The 16,898-nt window shown below is 72.3% G+C and carries 17 protein-coding genes; 12 read left to right on the forward strand and 5 right to left on the reverse strand.

All coding sequences use genetic code 11. The annotated features are described in order from the left end of the window. Positions 1-118: 118 nt before the first annotated feature. The gene (locus AB0M08_RS45610) at positions 119-1,105 is read right to left on the reverse strand and encodes a nitronate monooxygenase (RefSeq protein WP_364508076.1); all 987 of its coding nucleotides are present in this window, start codon (positions 1,103-1,105) and stop codon (positions 119-121) included. Positions 1,106-1,203: 98 nt separating this feature from the next. Between AB0M08_RS45610 and AB0M08_RS45615 the strand changes: the two genes are divergently transcribed. From AB0M08_RS45615 to AB0M08_RS45635, 5 genes are all read left to right on the forward strand, one after another. Continuing rightward, positions 1,204-2,118 (forward strand): helix-turn-helix domain-containing protein, encoded by a 915-nt coding sequence (locus AB0M08_RS45615; protein ID WP_364508078.1) that lies wholly within the window; start codon positions 1,204-1,206, stop codon positions 2,116-2,118. A gap of 17 nt (positions 2,119-2,135) precedes the next feature. Next, positions 2,136-2,600 carry a phage tail protein gene (locus tag AB0M08_RS45620; protein WP_364508081.1) on the forward strand — a complete coding sequence of 155 codons (465 nt, stop codon included), beginning with the start codon at positions 2,136-2,138 and terminating at the stop codon, positions 2,598-2,600. A gap of 41 nt (positions 2,601-2,641) precedes the next feature. Further along, entirely contained in the window at positions 2,642-3,016 is a 375-nt protein-coding gene (locus AB0M08_RS45625) for a nitroreductase/quinone reductase family protein (protein WP_364508084.1), read from the forward strand. Between the two features lie 8 nt (positions 3,017-3,024). Continuing rightward, positions 3,025-3,450, forward strand: coding sequence for a hypothetical protein (locus AB0M08_RS45630; protein ID WP_364508087.1), 426 nt, complete (start codon positions 3,025-3,027; stop codon positions 3,448-3,450). A 424-nt stretch (positions 3,451-3,874) separates the two neighbouring features. Continuing rightward, positions 3,875-4,357 carry a hypothetical protein gene (locus AB0M08_RS45635; protein WP_364508089.1) on the forward strand — a complete coding sequence of 161 codons (483 nt, stop codon included), beginning with the start codon at positions 3,875-3,877 and terminating at the stop codon, positions 4,355-4,357. Here AB0M08_RS45635 and AB0M08_RS45640 read toward each other — a convergent pair. Next, a complete protein-coding gene (locus AB0M08_RS45640) occupies positions 4,308-5,039 on the reverse strand; it encodes a TetR/AcrR family transcriptional regulator (RefSeq protein ID WP_364508092.1) in 732 nt (243 codons plus the stop codon). The genes AB0M08_RS45635 and AB0M08_RS45640 overlap by 50 nt on opposite strands. Before the next feature lie 92 nt (positions 5,040-5,131). On the opposite strand from AB0M08_RS45640, the gene AB0M08_RS45645 reads away from it, so the two are divergent. After that, positions 5,132-6,517: an MFS transporter gene (locus AB0M08_RS45645; protein WP_364508094.1), complete on the forward strand. Its 1,386-nt coding sequence runs from the start codon at positions 5,132-5,134 to the stop codon at positions 6,515-6,517. Here the strand turns inward: AB0M08_RS45645 and AB0M08_RS45650 are convergent. Continuing rightward, on the reverse strand, positions 6,441-7,748 hold the full coding sequence (locus AB0M08_RS45650) for an MFS transporter (RefSeq protein ID WP_364508097.1): 1,308 nt from the start codon (positions 7,746-7,748) through the stop codon (positions 6,441-6,443). The two genes, AB0M08_RS45645 and AB0M08_RS45650, sit on opposite strands and share 77 nt — an antisense overlap. A 61-nt stretch (positions 7,749-7,809) precedes the next feature. Here AB0M08_RS45650 and AB0M08_RS45655 point away from each other — a divergent pair, with 61 nt between their 5' ends. Next, complete coding sequence (locus tag AB0M08_RS45655; RefSeq protein ID WP_364508100.1) at positions 7,810-8,313, forward strand: suppressor of fused domain protein; 504 nt, start codon at positions 7,810-7,812, stop codon at positions 8,311-8,313. 166 nt (positions 8,314-8,479) lie between these two features. Continuing rightward, entirely contained in the window at positions 8,480-9,202 is a 723-nt protein-coding gene (locus AB0M08_RS45660; RefSeq protein ID WP_364508101.1) for an alpha/beta hydrolase, read from the forward strand. A 13-nt stretch (positions 9,203-9,215) separates the two neighbouring features. Here AB0M08_RS45660 and AB0M08_RS45665 read toward each other — a convergent pair whose 3' ends face one another. Continuing rightward, positions 9,216-9,953, reverse strand: coding sequence for a methyltransferase domain-containing protein (locus AB0M08_RS45665; protein ID WP_364508104.1), 738 nt, complete (start codon positions 9,951-9,953; stop codon positions 9,216-9,218). 262 nt (positions 9,954-10,215) lie between these two features. Here AB0M08_RS45665 and sodN point away from each other — a divergent pair, with 262 nt between their 5' ends. From sodN to AB0M08_RS45680, 3 genes are all read left to right on the forward strand, one after another. Then, a complete protein-coding gene (gene sodN, locus AB0M08_RS45670) occupies positions 10,216-10,620 on the forward strand; it encodes a superoxide dismutase, Ni (RefSeq protein WP_364508105.1) in 405 nt (134 codons plus the stop codon). 100 nt (positions 10,621-10,720) lie between these two features. Next, a complete protein-coding gene (locus AB0M08_RS45675; protein ID WP_364508107.1) occupies positions 10,721-11,386 on the forward strand; it encodes a hypothetical protein in 666 nt (221 codons plus the stop codon). Positions 11,387-12,397: 1,011 nt separating this feature from the next. Beyond that, the gene (locus tag AB0M08_RS45680) at positions 12,398-13,390 is read left to right on the forward strand and encodes a phosphotransferase (RefSeq protein ID WP_364508110.1); all 993 of its coding nucleotides are present in this window, start codon (positions 12,398-12,400) and stop codon (positions 13,388-13,390) included. A gap of 83 nt (positions 13,391-13,473) precedes the next feature. On the opposite strand, the gene AB0M08_RS45685 is transcribed toward AB0M08_RS45680, so the two are convergent. Then, on the reverse strand, positions 13,474-13,716 hold the full coding sequence (locus AB0M08_RS45685; RefSeq protein WP_364508112.1) for a BBE domain-containing protein: 243 nt from the start codon (positions 13,714-13,716) through the stop codon (positions 13,474-13,476). A gap of 698 nt (positions 13,717-14,414) precedes the next feature. Here AB0M08_RS45685 and ligA point away from each other — a divergent pair. Continuing rightward, positions 14,415-16,541 carry an NAD-dependent DNA ligase LigA gene (gene ligA / locus AB0M08_RS45690; RefSeq protein WP_364508114.1) on the forward strand — a complete coding sequence of 709 codons (2,127 nt, stop codon included), beginning with the start codon at positions 14,415-14,417 and terminating at the stop codon, positions 16,539-16,541. Positions 16,542-16,898 lie beyond the last annotated feature (357 nt).

Genomic DNA, 16,898 nt, shown 5'->3' on the forward strand with positions numbered 1-16,898 from the left:
GGGGTGTGTCAGGAGGGCCGACACACCCCGGAGCACCAGCCAGGACCGGAACCCGGCTGGCGCTCAAGGGCCACTCAGGCCGCACGGCACACTCCGGAGCCCCGGCCAGGACCGTGCGTCACGCATGCCGGGTGAGCAGGGCGGCGGCCTGGGCGGTCATGTCGGCGATCACCGTGGCCGCGGACTTCACCGCGTCGACCAGGCCCACGCCCTGGCCCGCCAGCAGGGGCATCTCCTCCAGGTCACCGGTGGTCACGCCGCGCATCGGGACCAGATTCGTGTACCGGAGCAGGTCGATCTCCTCGCCGCCGAGCACGGTGTGCCCGATCACCGGCCGTTCGCCGCCGCCGTCCGGGTGCTCGGCGACCACCCGGTTCCGGAGTACCCGCATCGGGTTGAAGTCCGGCGTCTCCGGGCCGAACAGCGACGTCCGTACCGTCTCCTCCGCACGCGCCGCGACCAGCCGGTCCTTGTAGCCCTCGTGCGCGGCCGACTCGTCGGTGGCGACCAGCCGGGTGCCGAGCCAGACGCCGTCCGCGCCGAGCATCAGCGCCGCGGCCAGCCCCCGGCCGTCCGCGATCCCGCCCGCCGCCAGCACCAGCGCCGGGCCGACCACGTCCACCACCAGCGGCACCAGCGCGAACGTCGGCAGCGTCGCGAAGTTGTGCCCGCCCGCCTCGAGGCCCTGGGCCACCACCACGTCGACGCCGTCCCCGGCCGCCCGGCGCGCATCCTCGACCGAGCCGACCTGCTCGAACACCCGCACCCCGGCCTCGTGCAGCCGGTCGATCCACCCCCGCGGCGGGTGCCCCCAGTGGAACGAGGCGGCCGGAACCGCCGCCGTGCAGAGCACGTCGATCTGCGCGTCGGTGGCGAACGGGGTGATCAGGTTGACGTGGAACGGCCCGTCGGTCCCGGCCCGGATCGCGGCGATCGTGGCGGTCACCGCCGGTGGTGGCATCAACCCCACACCGAGTGACCCCATCGCCCCCGCGTCACCCACGGCCACCGCGAGGTCCGGAGTCATGCCGACGAACGCCATCCCGGCCTGCACGATCGGGGTCCGCAGGCCGTACGCGTACGTGAGTCTGGTCTTGATCTGCATGAGGTCGACGGTGTCGGATCCCGGTCGGACGGGTGTCGCGGCGCGTGCGCGAGGAGTTGCATGGCGTGCGGAAGTCCGGCATCGGACAGGAGGCTCCCGTGCCGCAGACCTGGTCCACCCGGGACGTGCCGCCCGCCCGGCAGTTCGGCCACTGGCGGGAGATGATCTGCCAGGCGTTCCTCGCGCTGACCCCGGAGTCGGACCTGAGGGACGGCTTCGGCGGTACGGTCACACAGTGGCCGCTCGGCGCGCTCTCCGTCGCCCGGATCACCTCCCAGCGCCAGCACGTCCAGCGCACCGAACGGGACCTGGCGAGCGGCTCACCGCCCGGCTTCTACGCGAACCTGCAGCTCACCGGCGTGAGCACGATGCGGCAGTCCGGCCGGAACACGCTGCTGCACCCCGGCGACCTGGCCGTCGTCGACACCACCGAGCCGTTCGCGTTCGGGTTCGGCGACGACTTCCGCCAGCTGTCCTTCTTCGTCCCCGCGCCGCTGCTGCGCGCCCAGGTCACCGGCCGGATCGCCACCGCCGTCCGGATACCCACCACGTCCGGCGTCGGCGCGGCCCTGCGCCACCTGCTCACCGCGCTGCCGGCATCGAGTCCCCGGCTCGCCCCGCACGCCGCCGCGCTGCTGGCCCTGGCCCTCTCCGAGCCGCCGTCCGGGACGCCGCGAAGGGCGCCGCGCGCACACGCTCACGCGGTCGCGGACATCGAGGAACATCTCACCGACGACGATCTCTGCCCCGCGGCGACCGCCCGGCGCCTGGAGATCTCGGTCCGCACGGTGCACGCCCTCTTCGCCGGCCGGGAGCTGTCGTATTCGGCCACGGTGCGGCGCCTGCGCCTGGAGCGCGCCGCTCGCGACCTGCGCGACCCCGCTCGGGCTCACCTGCGTGTCGCGGACATCGCCGCCGACGCCGGTTTCACCGACGTGACCGCCTTCCATCGTGCTTTCCGGCGCGCTTTCGATCAAACCCCTTCCCGGGTACGCCGTGAGCCGCACCCCTGACATGGCAGGATCGGCTCATGTCCCACGTCGTCGACTTCGACACCGTCTCGACCGTCGGCCTGGAGTCCTCGCCGGTCACGGAGGCCCTGGCCGGCCTGCGCGCGAACGAGGCCCGTTACTTCCGCAACAAGTACTCCCACGTGTTCACCGTGCACCCCGCCGCCGAGGTCCCGGCCACGGTCGCCTGGGTGCACGGCATCCTCGCCGGCGAGCGCGGCCTGGTCATCGCGTCACCACCACTGGAGGCGACCGAGTTCCAGGTCGAGAACATCCGGATGGCGTACGTCTTCTACGAGAGCGGCCTCTCCATCAACGTGATGTACACCCTCGACGACGGCGGCAAGCGCGCGGTCGGCTTCAAGCTCTCCGACGGCATGGAGATCCCACCGGAGCTGGGCACGTTCAAGTTCGCCCGCCAGAAGTCGAAGCTGGCCGGCACCATCCGCGGCTCGTTCTTCGTCATCAAGCAGGAGCACCTGTAGCGCCTTGACCTGAAGTGCGGTTGAGGTCGCAGCATGGCCTCATGACCGCGACCGACGAGGCACGACGGGCCCTGGAGCGCCAGCAGACCGTGGAGATCACCACGATCGGGCGCCGGAGTGCCCGGCCCCGGCGCATCGAGACGTGGCGCTACCTCGCGGACGGCCGGTACTGGCTGACCGGCAGTCCCGGCACCCGCGACTGGTACGCCAACATCGTCGCGCACCCGGACTTCACCCTCCATCTGGCCGGCCGGGATCTCCGGGTACGCGGCCGCCCGGTGACCTCCCCGGAGGAGCGCTCCCGCGTCCTCGGCGCGATCGTCCCCACCCTGGCGTGGGCCGACAGCCTGGAGTCCTGGCTCGCCGGCAGCCCCCTGGTCGAAATCGAACTCGACCCTGATGGCCAGCCTGATTGAATACGGACGTGGGAAGCCACCCGACGGCCGAGACCGTCGCGACGCTGCGGCTGCCCGGGAAGGGCTGGCTTCTCCAGTGGCGGAGCGACGGCTTCTGGCGGGACCTGGGCGACGACCAGTACCGCGACGAACGCGACGGCGTTCACCAGCCCACCGAGAACGAGTGGGGACGCTGGACCGGCGTCGCGCCGCCCACGGCCCGCGGCACCGGCTGGGACACCGGCACCGGGTGGTGGCTCCTCCACGGTGAACGGCCCGACACCGATCTGCCGTACGTCGAACTCGCCGACGGAACACGCCCACCCGTGGCCGTACTCGAAGGGGTCTGGGCCTGTGAATGGCACGGCATCGCCCGGCCGGCCACCGTTCACGTCGGGCGCGAGCAGTTCCACATTCCCTTCGCCACGCCGCTCCGGCGATGGCTGGAGTACTGAATGGGACCCCGCTGGCCGATTCCGGCGGGATCGTCGCTGGCGGGGGTCGCGGGGTGGGTGAGACACCCCGAATCGCCAGCCGGACCGGCCCGAGACACCCCTGATCCGGCACAGGATTCGAGCATGAGCATCTGGCGACTCGAGTATCCGCAGCTCGGCGACTCCGGTGGGAGGAACGAACTGCCCGAGACCGCCGTCGTGTCCAGCACGATGTTCCGCCGATTCACGCTCGCCCCGACGACCGGGAAGTACCGGACTGACCGGCCGCACCCGGGACGAGGGCACCCCGAGCTCCGTCACGGAACTACCGGCATACAACCCGGCATGAAAGCGCTCCCACCGAACGCGAGCATCCCGTGCCGACTCGGTGAAGGTTCTGTGTGCACGGGCGGACGGTGCGCCGGCCGCCCGTACGTTGACGATCGTGAACACGGTGACCCGGATACGCCTGTGGCTGCTCGTCTTCGTCGCCGGTCTGGTGATCAGCGGGGTGACGGCCTTCCCGCTGGTCGCCGAGGTCCGGCTGCTGGCCGGGATCGTCCACGCCCTGCCCGCCCCGCCGTCGCTCACCGTCTGGGTCGACCGGGTTCACGACGGGCTCGCCGTGACCGGGCGGGACTACCCGTTCGTCGCGTACGGGACCGACTGGCTCGCCTTCGCGCACCTGGTCATCGCGGTCGCCTTCTACGGGCCGTTCCGTGACCCGTACCGGAATGTCTGGGTGATCGAGTGGGGCATGATCTGCTGCGTGGGGATCATCCCGCTCGCCCTGATCGCCGGGGCGGTGCGCGGTCTCCCGCTCGGCTGGCAGCTGATCGACATCTCGTTCGGCGTCGTCGGTATCGTCCCGCTGCTGGTCATCCGGCGGCTGATCGGACGAGACCGTCCAGCATCAGCCCGATGGTGAAGGCGAACCGGTCCCCGGGCGAGCCGCCGGTCAGCTCCCCGGCGTACGCCCGGGTGTTGGGGAAGGCCTCCGGCAGCGCGGCGAACCGGCGCAGCATCTCGTCGCGCCCGATCACCCACTGGTCCGCGTCGCCGCGACGGGCGGCGAGCGCCACCTCGAGGCAGTGCGCGTTCACGTAGAGCGTCAGCGCGTCGATCGCCCACGCCGCCCGCTGCGGCGGCACGCCCCCGGCCAGCAGGATCGCCAGCATCCCCTCGCTGACCCGCAGCGTGTCGAGGTTGGACGGCGCCGCGGCGAACGCCGCCCGGGAGATCCCCGGATACCTCAGGTACTGCTCGCGGAGCCCGTCGCAGACCCCGATGATCTGTTCGCGCCACCGGGACGGGGACGGCGCCGGCAGCGTGATCGACGCGCAGAGACGCCCGATCAGCAGCTCGTCCAGGTCCTCCTTGTTGACCACGTGGGCGTAGAGCGAGGCGGGCCCGGTCTCCAGCGCCGTCGCCAGCCGCCGCATGGTCAGCGCCTCGTAGCCCTCCGCCGCCACGATGCCGAACGCCGTCTCGACGATCGCCTCGACGGTGATCGGCTTCTTGCCGCCGCCGGACGGGCCGCGCCGCGTCTTGGCGGGTGGTGCGCCCGGTTCGTGGCGCGCGGCACGCCGTTCCTGCGGAGTCGGTGACATGCCCCCAGCCTACCCCATGACGAACAGTGTTCCATCTCATAAGAACGCTGTTCGTATTGTTCAGAACGGTGTTCCGGCGTACAACGAGTGGTGTGAAAACCGCACTGGCCGGGCTCTCGGCCGTCTTCCTCTTCGAGATGCTGGACACCTCGATTCTCACCGTCGCGCTGCCCACGATCGGCCGCGATCTGCACGCCTCCACGCTCGCCCTGCAGTGGGTGACCGGCGCGTACGGCGTGGTCTTCGGCTGCCTGATGCTCGCCTTCGGCGCGGTGGCCGACCGCTTCGGCCGACGCCGGGTGATGCTCACCGGCCTGGTCCTGCTCGGCGCGTCCAGCCTGGCGACCGCCTTCGTCACCACCGCCGGACAGCTGATCGCCGTCCGCGTCCTGACCGGTGTCGCCGCCGCGATGACCACGCCCGGCTCGATGGCCCTGGCGTACCGCCTCTACGACGACGAGCAGCGCCGCGTCCGCGCCATCAACCTGATCTCCACCGTCGGCCTGATCGGTCTCGCGGTCGGCCCGACGATCGGCGGTTTCGTCCTCGCCGTCGCACCGTGGCAGGTGCTGCTGCTGGTCAACGTCCCGATCGCCGCCCTCGCCTACCTCGGCATCCGCACCGGCATCGCCCCCGACGACCCGGCCGACCTGCACCGCGACCCGATCAACGTGCCCGGGGCGCTCCTCGGCACCGCCACCATCGCCCTCGCCCTGATCGCGCCCACCCTCTTCGTCGACGAGGGCGTCACCTCGTGGATCCCGTGGACCGCGGTGGCCGGTGCCGTCCTGGCCGGGGTCCTCTTCACCCGCCGGCCGCTCGTCGACCTGGAACTACTCACCCGCCCACTGGTCGCCAGCGGTCTGGCGTACAAGGCCGCCGCCGGACTGGCCGTCGCCGGCCTGGGCTACCTGGTCACCCTGCAACTCCAGCTCGACTGGGGCTGGTCCCCAGCGATGGCCTCGCTCGGCATGCTTCCGCAGGTCGCCGTGCTGGTCGCGGGCAGCGCGTTCGTCGGCCCGTTCGTGCGGCGCGCCGGCCTGAACCGGGCCGCGCGGCTCAGCGCCGTCGCGGTCGTTCTCGGTCTCGGCGTCTACGGCGTCTTCGGGCGGCTCGGCTACCTCTGGGTCGCGATCGCCCTGGCCCTGGTCGCCGCCGGGCTGCGGGTGATCGGCGTGGTGGCCGGCGTCAGCGTCCTGCAGGGCCTCCCGGAGAACCGCACCACGATCGGCGCCGCCCTCACCGACACGGTCACCGAGGTCTCCTCCGCCATCGGCGTCGCCGTCTCCGGCACGATCCTGGCCACCCTCTTCACCGGCCCGGTCGCCGGTCTCCCCTGGTCCGCACGGCAGACCACCGAGTTCCACCACACCCTGACGACCGCGGGCCTCTCTCTCACGTTCATCGCCGCCTGCTTGGTCGCCTTCTCCCGTACGATCCCAGCCCTGACCCGCCGTCCTCAAAAGGCGGCCCGGTGACCATCTCCCGGACCTCGCGCACCGCCAGCACCACGGCGCAACCGGCCGTCATCGTCGCCGCCCCGCCGACCAGCAGCGCGGTGGCACCCGTTCCGGGGGCGAGCACGCCGACCAGGGCGTACCCCAGCGGAAGTGTGACCAATGATCCGAACCAGTCGTAGGCGCTGACCCGGGAGAGCGCCTCACGCGGCACGTTCGCCTGCATCGCGGTGTCCCAGAGCGCCGCGAACACCCCGATCCCGGCCCCCGCCAGGAACCCGCCGAACACCACCAGCGGCAGCGCGGCGGGGAGCGCGAGCAGGAGCAGGGCGGGAACGTACCCAAGCAGTCCGACCGTGGCCACCCGCAGCGGGTGGCGCGGCGTCATCCGCATCATGGCCAGCCCGCCCGCGACCGCCCCGGCCCCGAACCCGCCGAGCACCAGCCCCCATCCGCGCGCCCCGCCGAGCCCGGCGCTCGCCACCTGCGGCCCGAGCACCAGGTAGGCGGGGACGGTGGTCAGATGCATCACCCCGAACTGCACCACGATCACCCAGAGCCACCGCCGCGACCGGAACTCCCACCACCCCTCCCGCAGATCCGTCAGCACACCCGGCGCACTCCCCCCGGCGTTCACCACGCCCGCCGGCACGCTCGGCGCACTCCCGCGCGCCGCCACCACGCCGGCCGGCACGGTCGCCAGGAAGAGCGTGCTGACCACGTACGACACCGCGTCGACGGCGAACACCACCGCCGGGCTGAACGCCGCGACCAGGACCCCGCCCAGCGCCGGCCCGACCGCCGAGCTGAACGACCGCCCGACCCCGACCAGCGCGTTCGCCCGCTGCAGCCCGCCGTCCCCGGCGACCGCCGGGATCAGCCCGGTCAGCGCCGGCCGGAAGAACGCGTTCCCCAGCCCGTCCAGCGCCGCGAACCCCATCAGCGCGACCAGCGGCACGTCCCCGCTCAGCGCCCACACCGCGAGCACCCCCTGGGTGACCGCACGTACGGCATCCGCCCCGAGCATCACCGTCCGCCGCGGCACCCGGTCCGCCAGCACCCCACCGAGCAGCAGGAACACCACGGTCGGCAGCGACCCGGCACTCATCACGAGCCCCACCCCGCCCGCACCGTGCCCACTCCCCAGCGCCGCGAACGCCAGCGCGACCGGCATCATCTGCGACCCGAGCATCGAGGTGTAGAACCCGGCGAGCACTCTGCGAAACGGCGACACGCCCACGGACTCTTCCATGGACCACGGTCACTGCCGCAACCCATTTGATCGAGGCCGCCGCATCAGCGACGCTGTCACCGTGCTGGCCGACCATCTCCGGGGCGTCTTCCCGGACCAGAAGATCACTCAGTTCGACGACATCGTCCGGGTGGAGCTGCGGGACCGCGACCACCTCTACGCCACCACCGGTCCCCTCGTGGACGGCCACAACGTGGGCTTCGTCCTGCAGGGAACCCCTGGCGACGAGGCGGTGCACCGGGAGACGCTGACCATGGTCGCGTTCTACCACGCGAGCGGCGGGAGCTTCGCTCTCGACCACGGCCACACCGTCCCGATCGGGCGGCCGTGGGTGCTCGGTTCCCGGTGTGACCATCTGCTGGTCAGCCTCCCCTACCCCTGGGGCCCGACGCTGGAGACGGCCGACTTCCCGGGCGGGCACCTGCGCCTGCTGTGGCTACTCCCGATCACCAAAGCAGAGAAGTCGTTCCGCCACGAGCACGGCCTGGAGGCTCTGGAACAGCGTTTCGACGAGGCCGAACTCCTGTACGCCGACCCGTACCGGAAGTGCGTCGTCGCCGGATGACCGGAGGGCGCCCCGCTACCTCTTTGATCGTCCCCACCGGACGCCGACCCGGAGTCCGGCGTCGACGCGCACGACGGTGATCCCGCATTCGGTGCCCGACCGGGCCGGGCGCACGCGCGGATCCGCGCTCCGCATCGAGTAGACACTGTCTACCACAATGCCGGGCATGCGGAAGACGGTCGTGGTCGGTGGGGTCACTGTCGGGTATCGCGACGCCGGGGAGCCCGGTGGGGCGCCGGTCGTGCTGCTGCACGGCGGGAGTAGCAGCGCCGCCACCTGGGATCGGCTCACCGGGCGCCTGCGGGGCCGGGGGCTGCGGACCATCGCGGTGGATCTGCGCGGGCACGGCGACAGCTCGCGTACGCCCACCTACCCGCTGACCGGCTACCGGGACGACGTGCTCGGGCTGCTCGACCGGCTCGGGCTGGAGCGGGTCGCGCTCGTCGGGCACTCGCTCGGGGCGTACACCGCCCTGCTGGTCGCGCAGCAGGCGCCGGAACGCGTCGTGCGGCTCGTGCTGGAGGAGCCGCCGATGCCGACCCGGGAGGCGGCCGAGGCACACGGCCTGAACCGGGCGCGCTTCCTGCTGCCCGCGATCGGCATCCTGGCGACCCGGCGCCGGGCCGACGCGAAGGCGGTGATCGCGGCGGTACGGCAGCTGCGGGAGCCGGATCCGCAGTGGTGGACGCGGCTGGAAAGGATCACGGCGCCGACGCTGGTGATCTCGGGCGGGCCGGGCAGCCACATCGCTCCCGAGCGCCTGCGGCAGCTGGTGGCGGCCCTGCCCGACGCCGCGTTCGCCACGGTCCCGGTAGGACACCGGATCCACCGTCGTGCTCCCGCACCCTTCGAGGAGCTCGTGATTCCCTTTCTCTCCGACGTACGATAAAGGTCGTGAGCGGTCATCGGGTCCCTGAGGCCAGGAAGAGCGGGAGGGCCAGCAGCAGCCGGTCCGCGGCCGCCCGCTGCCGCTGATCGGCGAGCCACTCCCCGGCCTCCCCGGGCGTGATCGCGCCGGTGTCGCGGGCCGCGGTGGCATGGCCCGTGAGCAGCGGAATCGTGGTGGCATCGGTGAAGACGGCGGCGTGCACCTCCAGGGCGACGTCGTGGAAACCCGCGTCGAGCAGCAGGTTGCGGTACCCGCGGGCGATCCGCGGATGGGCGATGGTCGCGGCGCGGGCGTGCACGATCCGGCGGGTCAGTTCGGGCAGGCTCGACTCGATGATCTGCGTGTCCCAGTCCTGACCGATCAGGACGATGCGCCCGCCCGGCGCCAGCACCCGGCGGGCCTCCCGCAGCGCGGCCGCCGGATCGGGGACGACGTGGAAGACCTTGTCGGCCCGGTACCCGGCGACCGCGCCGTCGGCGACCGGAAGTTCCCCGGCGCCGCCCGCCCGGAAGTCGGCCGATGGGAAACGGTCACGGGCGGTCGCCAGCATGACCGGATCGGGGTCCACGCCGATCGCGTGCGCGCCCAGTTCGGCGACCGCGCGCCCGGCACCGCAGCCGACGTCGACCACGGCCGCACCCGGATGGAGGCGCAGCAGCTCGTAGGTCCGGGACCGCAGCGCGATCGCCTCGGGCAGGTTCTCGGCCGTGTCGAGCAGCCGGATCAGGGCCGTAGCGTCGGTGTACGTCATGCGCTCGACTCTGCGACTTAAGGTCGACCTGAGGTCAACCCGGATGAGGTGCGTTCGATCTGGAACACGGCCTGCGCTGCCGCCACGAGGCCCACGAGACCTGCCCCCACTTCCAGTCCATGATCCAGTCCCGCGTGGCCGGCATCCCCGTCGCCACGGCGATGGACCACCCGTGACGTCCGTCCCTCGGGAGGCGCCTTGATCTCAAGCCGGGTTGAGGTTTTAGGCTCGCGGGAACACTTCCCCATCGGAGGAATACCTGATGCGCCTGTTCCACCTGCTCCGGCCGCGCACCGTCGTGAGTGCGCACTGCGATCTGCCGTGTGGTGTCTACGACCCCGCGCAGGCCCGCATCGAGGCGGAGTCGATCCTGGCCGTCACGAAGAAGTACCAGGACAACGCCGACCCCGAGTTCCGTACCCGCGCCCTGCTCATCAAGGAGCAGCGGTCCGAGCTCGTCAAGCACCACCTCTGGGTGCTCTGGACCGACTACTTCAAGGCACCGCACTTCGAGAAGTACCCGCAGCTCCACGGCCTCTTCAACGAGGCGACCAAGCTGGCCGGCGCGAGTGGCGCGAAGGGCTCCGCGGACCCCGCCGTGGCCGAGCAGCTGCTCGCCAGGATCGAGGAGATCAGCAAGATCTTCTGGGAGACCAAGCAGGCCTGACCGTACGGGCGGGGGCGGCGGCACCGCTGTCCCCGCACGCCCGGGTGACCCGGACCGATTCCCCGGAACCGGCCCGGCGGCCGCGCCTAGCGTGATCCACATGCGTCCAGCTACGAGCCGTATCCTCGCCGCCGCATCCGTCACCGCCCTGGCCCTCGTCGCCGTACCCCGGCCGGCACTCGCCACCGCGACACGGCCCGTGGCGGGACACACCGCGGTGCGGGCCGGCGCGGTGCCCACCGTGGCGCAGATGACGAAGGGCCTGATCGCCCGGGCCGACCTCCCGGCGGGCTACACCCTCGGCGAGACCGTCGACGGCGTCACCTCCCTGGCACCCGGCGACCGCTGCGACCCGCTGCTGAAGCCCGACCGCGGCAAGCCGTCGCCGTTCGTCGCGGCCGACTTCACCACCGCGCGCGGCGCCTCCGGCAACGAGATCATCATCGCCACCGGGGCGGCCGTGGCCCGCGACCACCTGAAGGCCCTCGCCGCCGTACCGGTCAAGTGCCCGACCACCACCACCGGCAAGGTCACCGTACGGGTGACCCGCACCCCGCTCCCGGTCAAGTCCGGCATCGCGGTCACCGTCTCCACCAAGGGCGAGGACGGGTCCGGCACCAGGGTGGACTCCTACATCCTCGGCGCCCTGGTGACGTCCGGCGAGGTCTGCGCCTTCCTCACCCTCATGAACGCCACCCCCGCCGACAGCGCCCCGTTCACGAAGCTGGTCACGGCCGCCACCGCCAAGCTCAAGAAGATCAAGTAACCCGCTCCCGGTCCTGGCTGGCGATCCGGGGCGTCTCGGCCAGCCGGCTGGCGATCCGGGGCGCCTCGGGCGGTCCGACAGGCCGCGGGGTGGGCCCTGACTGGCTGGGTTTGATCGACTTTTCATGATCAACCGCGGGGATGATCTTTGCGGCTGGTGGTCGGGGGTGTGTCGGCAGGCTGGAGAGACCCGTGAGCGCCAGCTTTCCCGGCGTGGCTGGTGTTCACGGGTCACTCGGAGCGCCTGAGACACCCCTGATCACCAGCCCACCAGCCCGAGACACCCCGGAACGCCAGCCGACCGGCCACGGGGGGCGCCGCCCGGCCGGTCCACGATCGAACGCTGGCCGGTGGAGCCGGATCGAACCCGCCGCATCGCTCCGCGGCGGCGTTGACATCCTGTCGGCAGGGCCGCGCTCCGGGGCGTACGCCAAGGGGTGTGAAAGGCGGGACGGAGAACGTCCGGGAACCCGGCGAGCGGGATCGAGTGAGATGGATCGACCTTGAGGGGCGACCAGAACGGAGCTGCGCGCGGTGACCACCGTTCCGGTCCGTCCCCCCGATGGTCACCGCGCCACGGGCCTCCGCGTCCCTGTTCCACCAACGCGCTGGAGGCCGCGCGACCGGGTCAGAGCCCCCACGGCATCACCCGTCGCGCTGTGCGCCCGCAGGCTAGAGCTCCCCGATTGACAGGAGGTTGACGCGGCGGCCGCACCATTACTGACACGATTCAGTACAGGCCAGGAGCGTGGAGGACCGCCGTGCCGACCGGAAAGGTGACGATCGAGGACGTCGCCCGCGCGGCCGGTGTTTCGCGCGCGGCCGGTGTTTCGCGCGCGGCCGGTGTTTCGCGCGCGGGCGACGTCCCGGGTGATGAACGACGTGCCGGGCGCGACCGAGGCGGTCCGGCTCCGGGTCCGTTCGGTGATCGCCGAGCGGGGCTACGTCCCGGACCAGGCGGCGCGCGTGGTGAGCTGGCGGCGAGAGCGCTCTCGCCCGTACCGTCCGGCCGATGGAGAGCATCACCAAGAACCGCCAGGCCCCGGACACCCTGCGCGCGATGATCACCCGGGCCTACGGTCCGGATCAGGTCCCCGACGGCGACGGCTGGGCCGAGGAGCTGGGGCACGGCTGGTTCAACGTCGCCTACCGGATCACCCTGCGCGACGGCACCGTCGTGGTCCTCAAGATCGCGCCGCCGCCGCACGTCGAGGTGATGACGTACGAGCGCGGCGCGATGACGATCGAGCTGGCCACGCTGCGCCTGCTCACCGAGCGCACCGGCGTGCCGGTGCCGCGCGTCGACTTCGCCGACCAGAGCCACGACCTCTGCGACGCCGACTACTTCTTCATGCAGCACATCGACGCCGACAACTTCGGCATCGTCCGCGACACCCTCTCCCCCGCCGAGCGCGACACCTACAACGAGGCCCTGGGCTCCGCCAACTTCCAGATCAACACCGTTTCGGGTACGGCCTTCGGCCCGCTCGCCGCCCCGGGAGACGCCACCTGGCGGGCCTGCTTCACCCGCATGATCGGCGACGTGCTCTCCGACGGAGAACGCCGCTCGGTCGACCTCGGTCACGACTACGCCGCGATCCGCGCGCTGATCGCCGCGAACGAGGACTCCCTGGACGAGGTGACCGAACCACGCCTGGTCGAGTGGGACCTCTGGGACGGCAACGTGATGATCCGGGACGGGCGGATCGTCGCGATCATCGACCACGAGCGGGCCTTCTGGGGCGACCCGCTGATGGAGGCCGGTTTCACCGCGATCGACCTGCCCGCGTTCGGCGACTCCACCGCGTTCCTGCGCGGCTACGGCCACCCGGCACTCACCGCCACCGAGCGGCGACGCCGCCGTCTCTACACGCTCTACCTGGTCCTCATCATGATCATCGAGACCGACTACCGGGGCCACACCGACACGATGCAGTACGACTGGGCCCGCGACCGCCTGCACGAGGTGATGGCCCTGTTCGGCGCCGGCCGGGAAGTGCGCTGACCGGCGGCCGGGGTCACCCCGCTCCTCGCCGCCGGCGAGATCGTCTCGGCGCCGGCCGCCCACCTCCTGCTGAACCGATCCGGTCAGGCCACCGGGCGGATGTTGTGGTTGACCCGGAACCGGTTGGACGGATCGTAGAACTTCTTGACGTCCAGCAGCCGGTCGTAGGACTCCGGTGCGAAGGCTGCCCGGACCGCCTCCGGCGAGGTGTCCTCGGTGCTCTGGAAGTTCGCGTACGCCCCACCCGTGCTCCACGGCGCCATCCGCTCCAGGAACCGCCGCTGCACCGCCCGGATCCGCTCGGCGTCGCCCGGCTCCGGGCCCACCAGCGCCAGCAGCTCCTCCAGCGGCAGCGAGCGCAGCAGCGCGGACCGGTCGATGCCCTTCCCCGGCTCGGCCGGGTCGTTCGCCGTACAACCGGGTGATCGGGAAGAGCTCGACCTCGAGGGCGGTGACCACGCCGAAGTCGCCCTTGCCGCCCCGGGCCGCCCAGAACAGATCGGGTTCGTGGTACGGGCTGGCGTGCCGCAGCACCCCGTCGGCGGTCACGATGTCGAAGGAGCGCACGTGGTCGGCGGCGAAACCGCGGCTGCGGCCGAAAACCGGGCTGAGACCGCCGCCGAGGGTGAAGCCGACCGCGCCGACCATCATCAGGGTGCCGTCGGAGGAGACCACCGCGCCGTGTCCGGTGGTGTTCACCGAGACGGCGAGATCGTTCTCGGTCGCGAAACGGATCCCGTGCTGCACGTCGGTGACGCCGGTCGCGCCGGCCACCACGGCCGGGCGGTGCGACCGGGTCAGGTTGAAGGTCGCGGTCTCCGCGGCGTACCCGTCGTCGCCGGGGATCAGGACGGGCCCGTCGACGGCGTTCGTCAGCCGGATGAGGTCAAACGTCGTGTTCGTCACGGTCCCAGCAGGCCACTCCGGCGCCGATCCCGGGTTGACGCGCGGTTGACGCCCCGGATTTGTCATACCCCTGGGGTATCAAGGTCATGGCAACCCGGAACGACGAAACGAGTGCCTGATGTCTACCGAGCCCGAGATCGCCCCCGTCGTCGACGCGGCCCACGCCGTGCCGTTCGCGACCGAGGACGCCTACCGCGCGGCGATCGAGCAGATCCGGGCGGCCGCGGCGGCGTACTACGCGGGCACCGACCTGGCGATGGACGACGCCACCTACGACGCGCTGCTGGCCAAGGTCACCGTGACCGAGAATGGTCAGCCCGGCTGGGTGGTGGAGGCCTCGCCGTCCGTGGTGGTCGGCGCGGGCGGCGGCGTGGTCGGCGACGTCGTGCACAGCACGCCGATGCTGAGCCTGGACAACGTCTTCGACGAGGACGAGCTGCGCACGTGGGCCGCCCGTCTCGACCGGGTGCTGGGCCGGCCCGCCGCGGGCTACACCGTCGAACCCAAGATCGACGGGATGGCGATCGCGGCCCGCTACGTCGACGGCCGGCTCACCCAGGTGGCGACCCGGGGCGACGGCCGGGCCGGTGAGGACGTGACCGCGCAGGCCCGGGCGGTCGCCGGGCTGCCCACCGCGCTGACCGGCCCGGTCACCGTCGAGGTCCGCGGCGAGGTGCTGATGACCGACGCCGACTTCGAGCGGGCCAACGAGCTGCGCACCGCGCACGGCGGCCGCCCCTTCGCCAACCCCCGCAACGCCGCGGCCGGCACGCTGCGGGCGCAGGATCGCGCCTACCTCGCCCCGCTCTCCTTCTTCGCGTACGCCGTGCACGACCTGCCGGGGGCGGAGGCGCTCACCCACGGGGCCGCGATGTCCGCGATCGCCGAGCTCGGCGTGGCGACCACCGGCGGGTCGGCGGCCGGGATGGCGCGGTGCGCCACCGTCGACGAGCTGATCGCCGCGATCGCCCGGATGGGCGCGCTCCGCGACAAGCTCGGCTTCGACATCGACGGCGTGGTGATCAAGGCGGACGCCGCCGCGGACCGGGCGGACGCCGGGTCGTCCAGCCGGGCGCCGCGCTGGGCCATCGCGTTCAAATTCCCCGCCGACACCCGGACGTCCCGGCTGACCGCGATCGAGGTGCAGGTCGGCCGGACCGGCGTGATCACCCCGGTCGCCGTGATCGAGCCGGTCCAGGTCGGCGGCGTCGAGGTCACCTCGGCCACCCTGCACAACTTCGGCGACCTGGTCCGGCGGGACGTTCGGGTCGGCGACACGGTCTTCGTCCGCCGGGCCGGCGAGGTGATCCCGGAGATCACCGGGGCGAAACTCGACGAGCGCCCGGCCGGCGCCCAGCCGTTCACCGCGCCCGAGGTCTGCCCGCGCTGCGGCGGCGAGATCGACCGCTCGCAGAAGCGCTGGCGCTGCGTGCAGGGCCGGGCCTGCGGCGCGACCGAGTCGCTCGCCTACTTCGCGGCCCGCGATTCGATGGACATCGAGGGCCTCGGCGACAAGGTGATCCGCCTGCTGGTCGCGGCGGACATGGTCACCGACCCGGCCGACCTGTACGACCTGGACGCCGAGGCGGTCGCCCGGCTCGACCGGATGGGCACCACCTCGGCGACGAAGCTGATCGCCAACATCGCGGCGTCGAAGGCCCAGCCGCTCTCCCGGGTGCTGACCGGGCTCGGCGTGCGGATGACCGGGCGCTCGATGTCGCGCCGCCTGGCCCGGCACTTCGGCTCGATGGAGGCGCTCTGCGCGGCAGGCGTCGAACAGCTCCAGGAGGTCGACGCGGTCGGGCCGGAGCGGGCCGCCACCATCGCCGCCGAGCTCGTCGACCTCGCCCCGGTGATCGCCAAGCTGACCGCGCGGGGGCTGACCACGATCGAGCCGGGCGTCACGCCGTACGCGGAGAGAGGCGACGAAGCCGGCGGCGACGTGACGGGCCCGGCCGGGCGCCTGCCCCTGCGGAGGGAGGACGGCACGCCGATGACCGTGGTGGTCACCGGGTCGGTGCCGGGACTGACCCGCAACGAGGGGAACGAGGCGGTCGAGCGGCTCGGCGGCAAGTCGTCCGGCTCGGTCTCCGCGCGCACCGACCTGGTGGTGGTCGGCGACGGCGCGGGTTCCAAGGCCGCCAAGGCCGAGCAGCTCGGCGTCCGGATCCTCCCGTCAGACCGCTTCGCGGCGCTGCTCGCCGCCCACGACGCCGGCGAGAGCCCCGCCCTGGAGGACTTTTAGCCGATCGCTCCCGGCCTTCCGCCGCGGCGCGCCGTTCGCCGGCGGCGCCCGGTCTCCACTGCGGCGCCCGGTCTCCACTGCGGCGCCGGTCTCCACTGCGGCGCCGCGCCCTCTGCCACGCGACCATCGCGGTCAGCGTGGGCTTCGGCGACACGACCAGCTCCGGGACGCGCTCCCCGCCTCTCGATGATCGTGGCGTTCGCGGTGCCGCCCGCCTCGCACATCGCCCGCGGGCTTCGGCTGGTGGTGAGGGGTGCCTGGATCACGACGCTAGATCCGCGGTCACGGGCGCATCGACGGCCCGCGGCGGGCTCACTCTGACGGGTGTCGTCGCGCGCTGCCGCTGGGCCAGCGCCA

The sequence above is a fragment of the Actinoplanes sp. NPDC051851 genome (assembly GCF_040681165.1).
Taxonomy (GTDB): Bacteria; Actinomycetota; Actinomycetes; order Mycobacteriales; family Micromonosporaceae; genus Actinoplanes.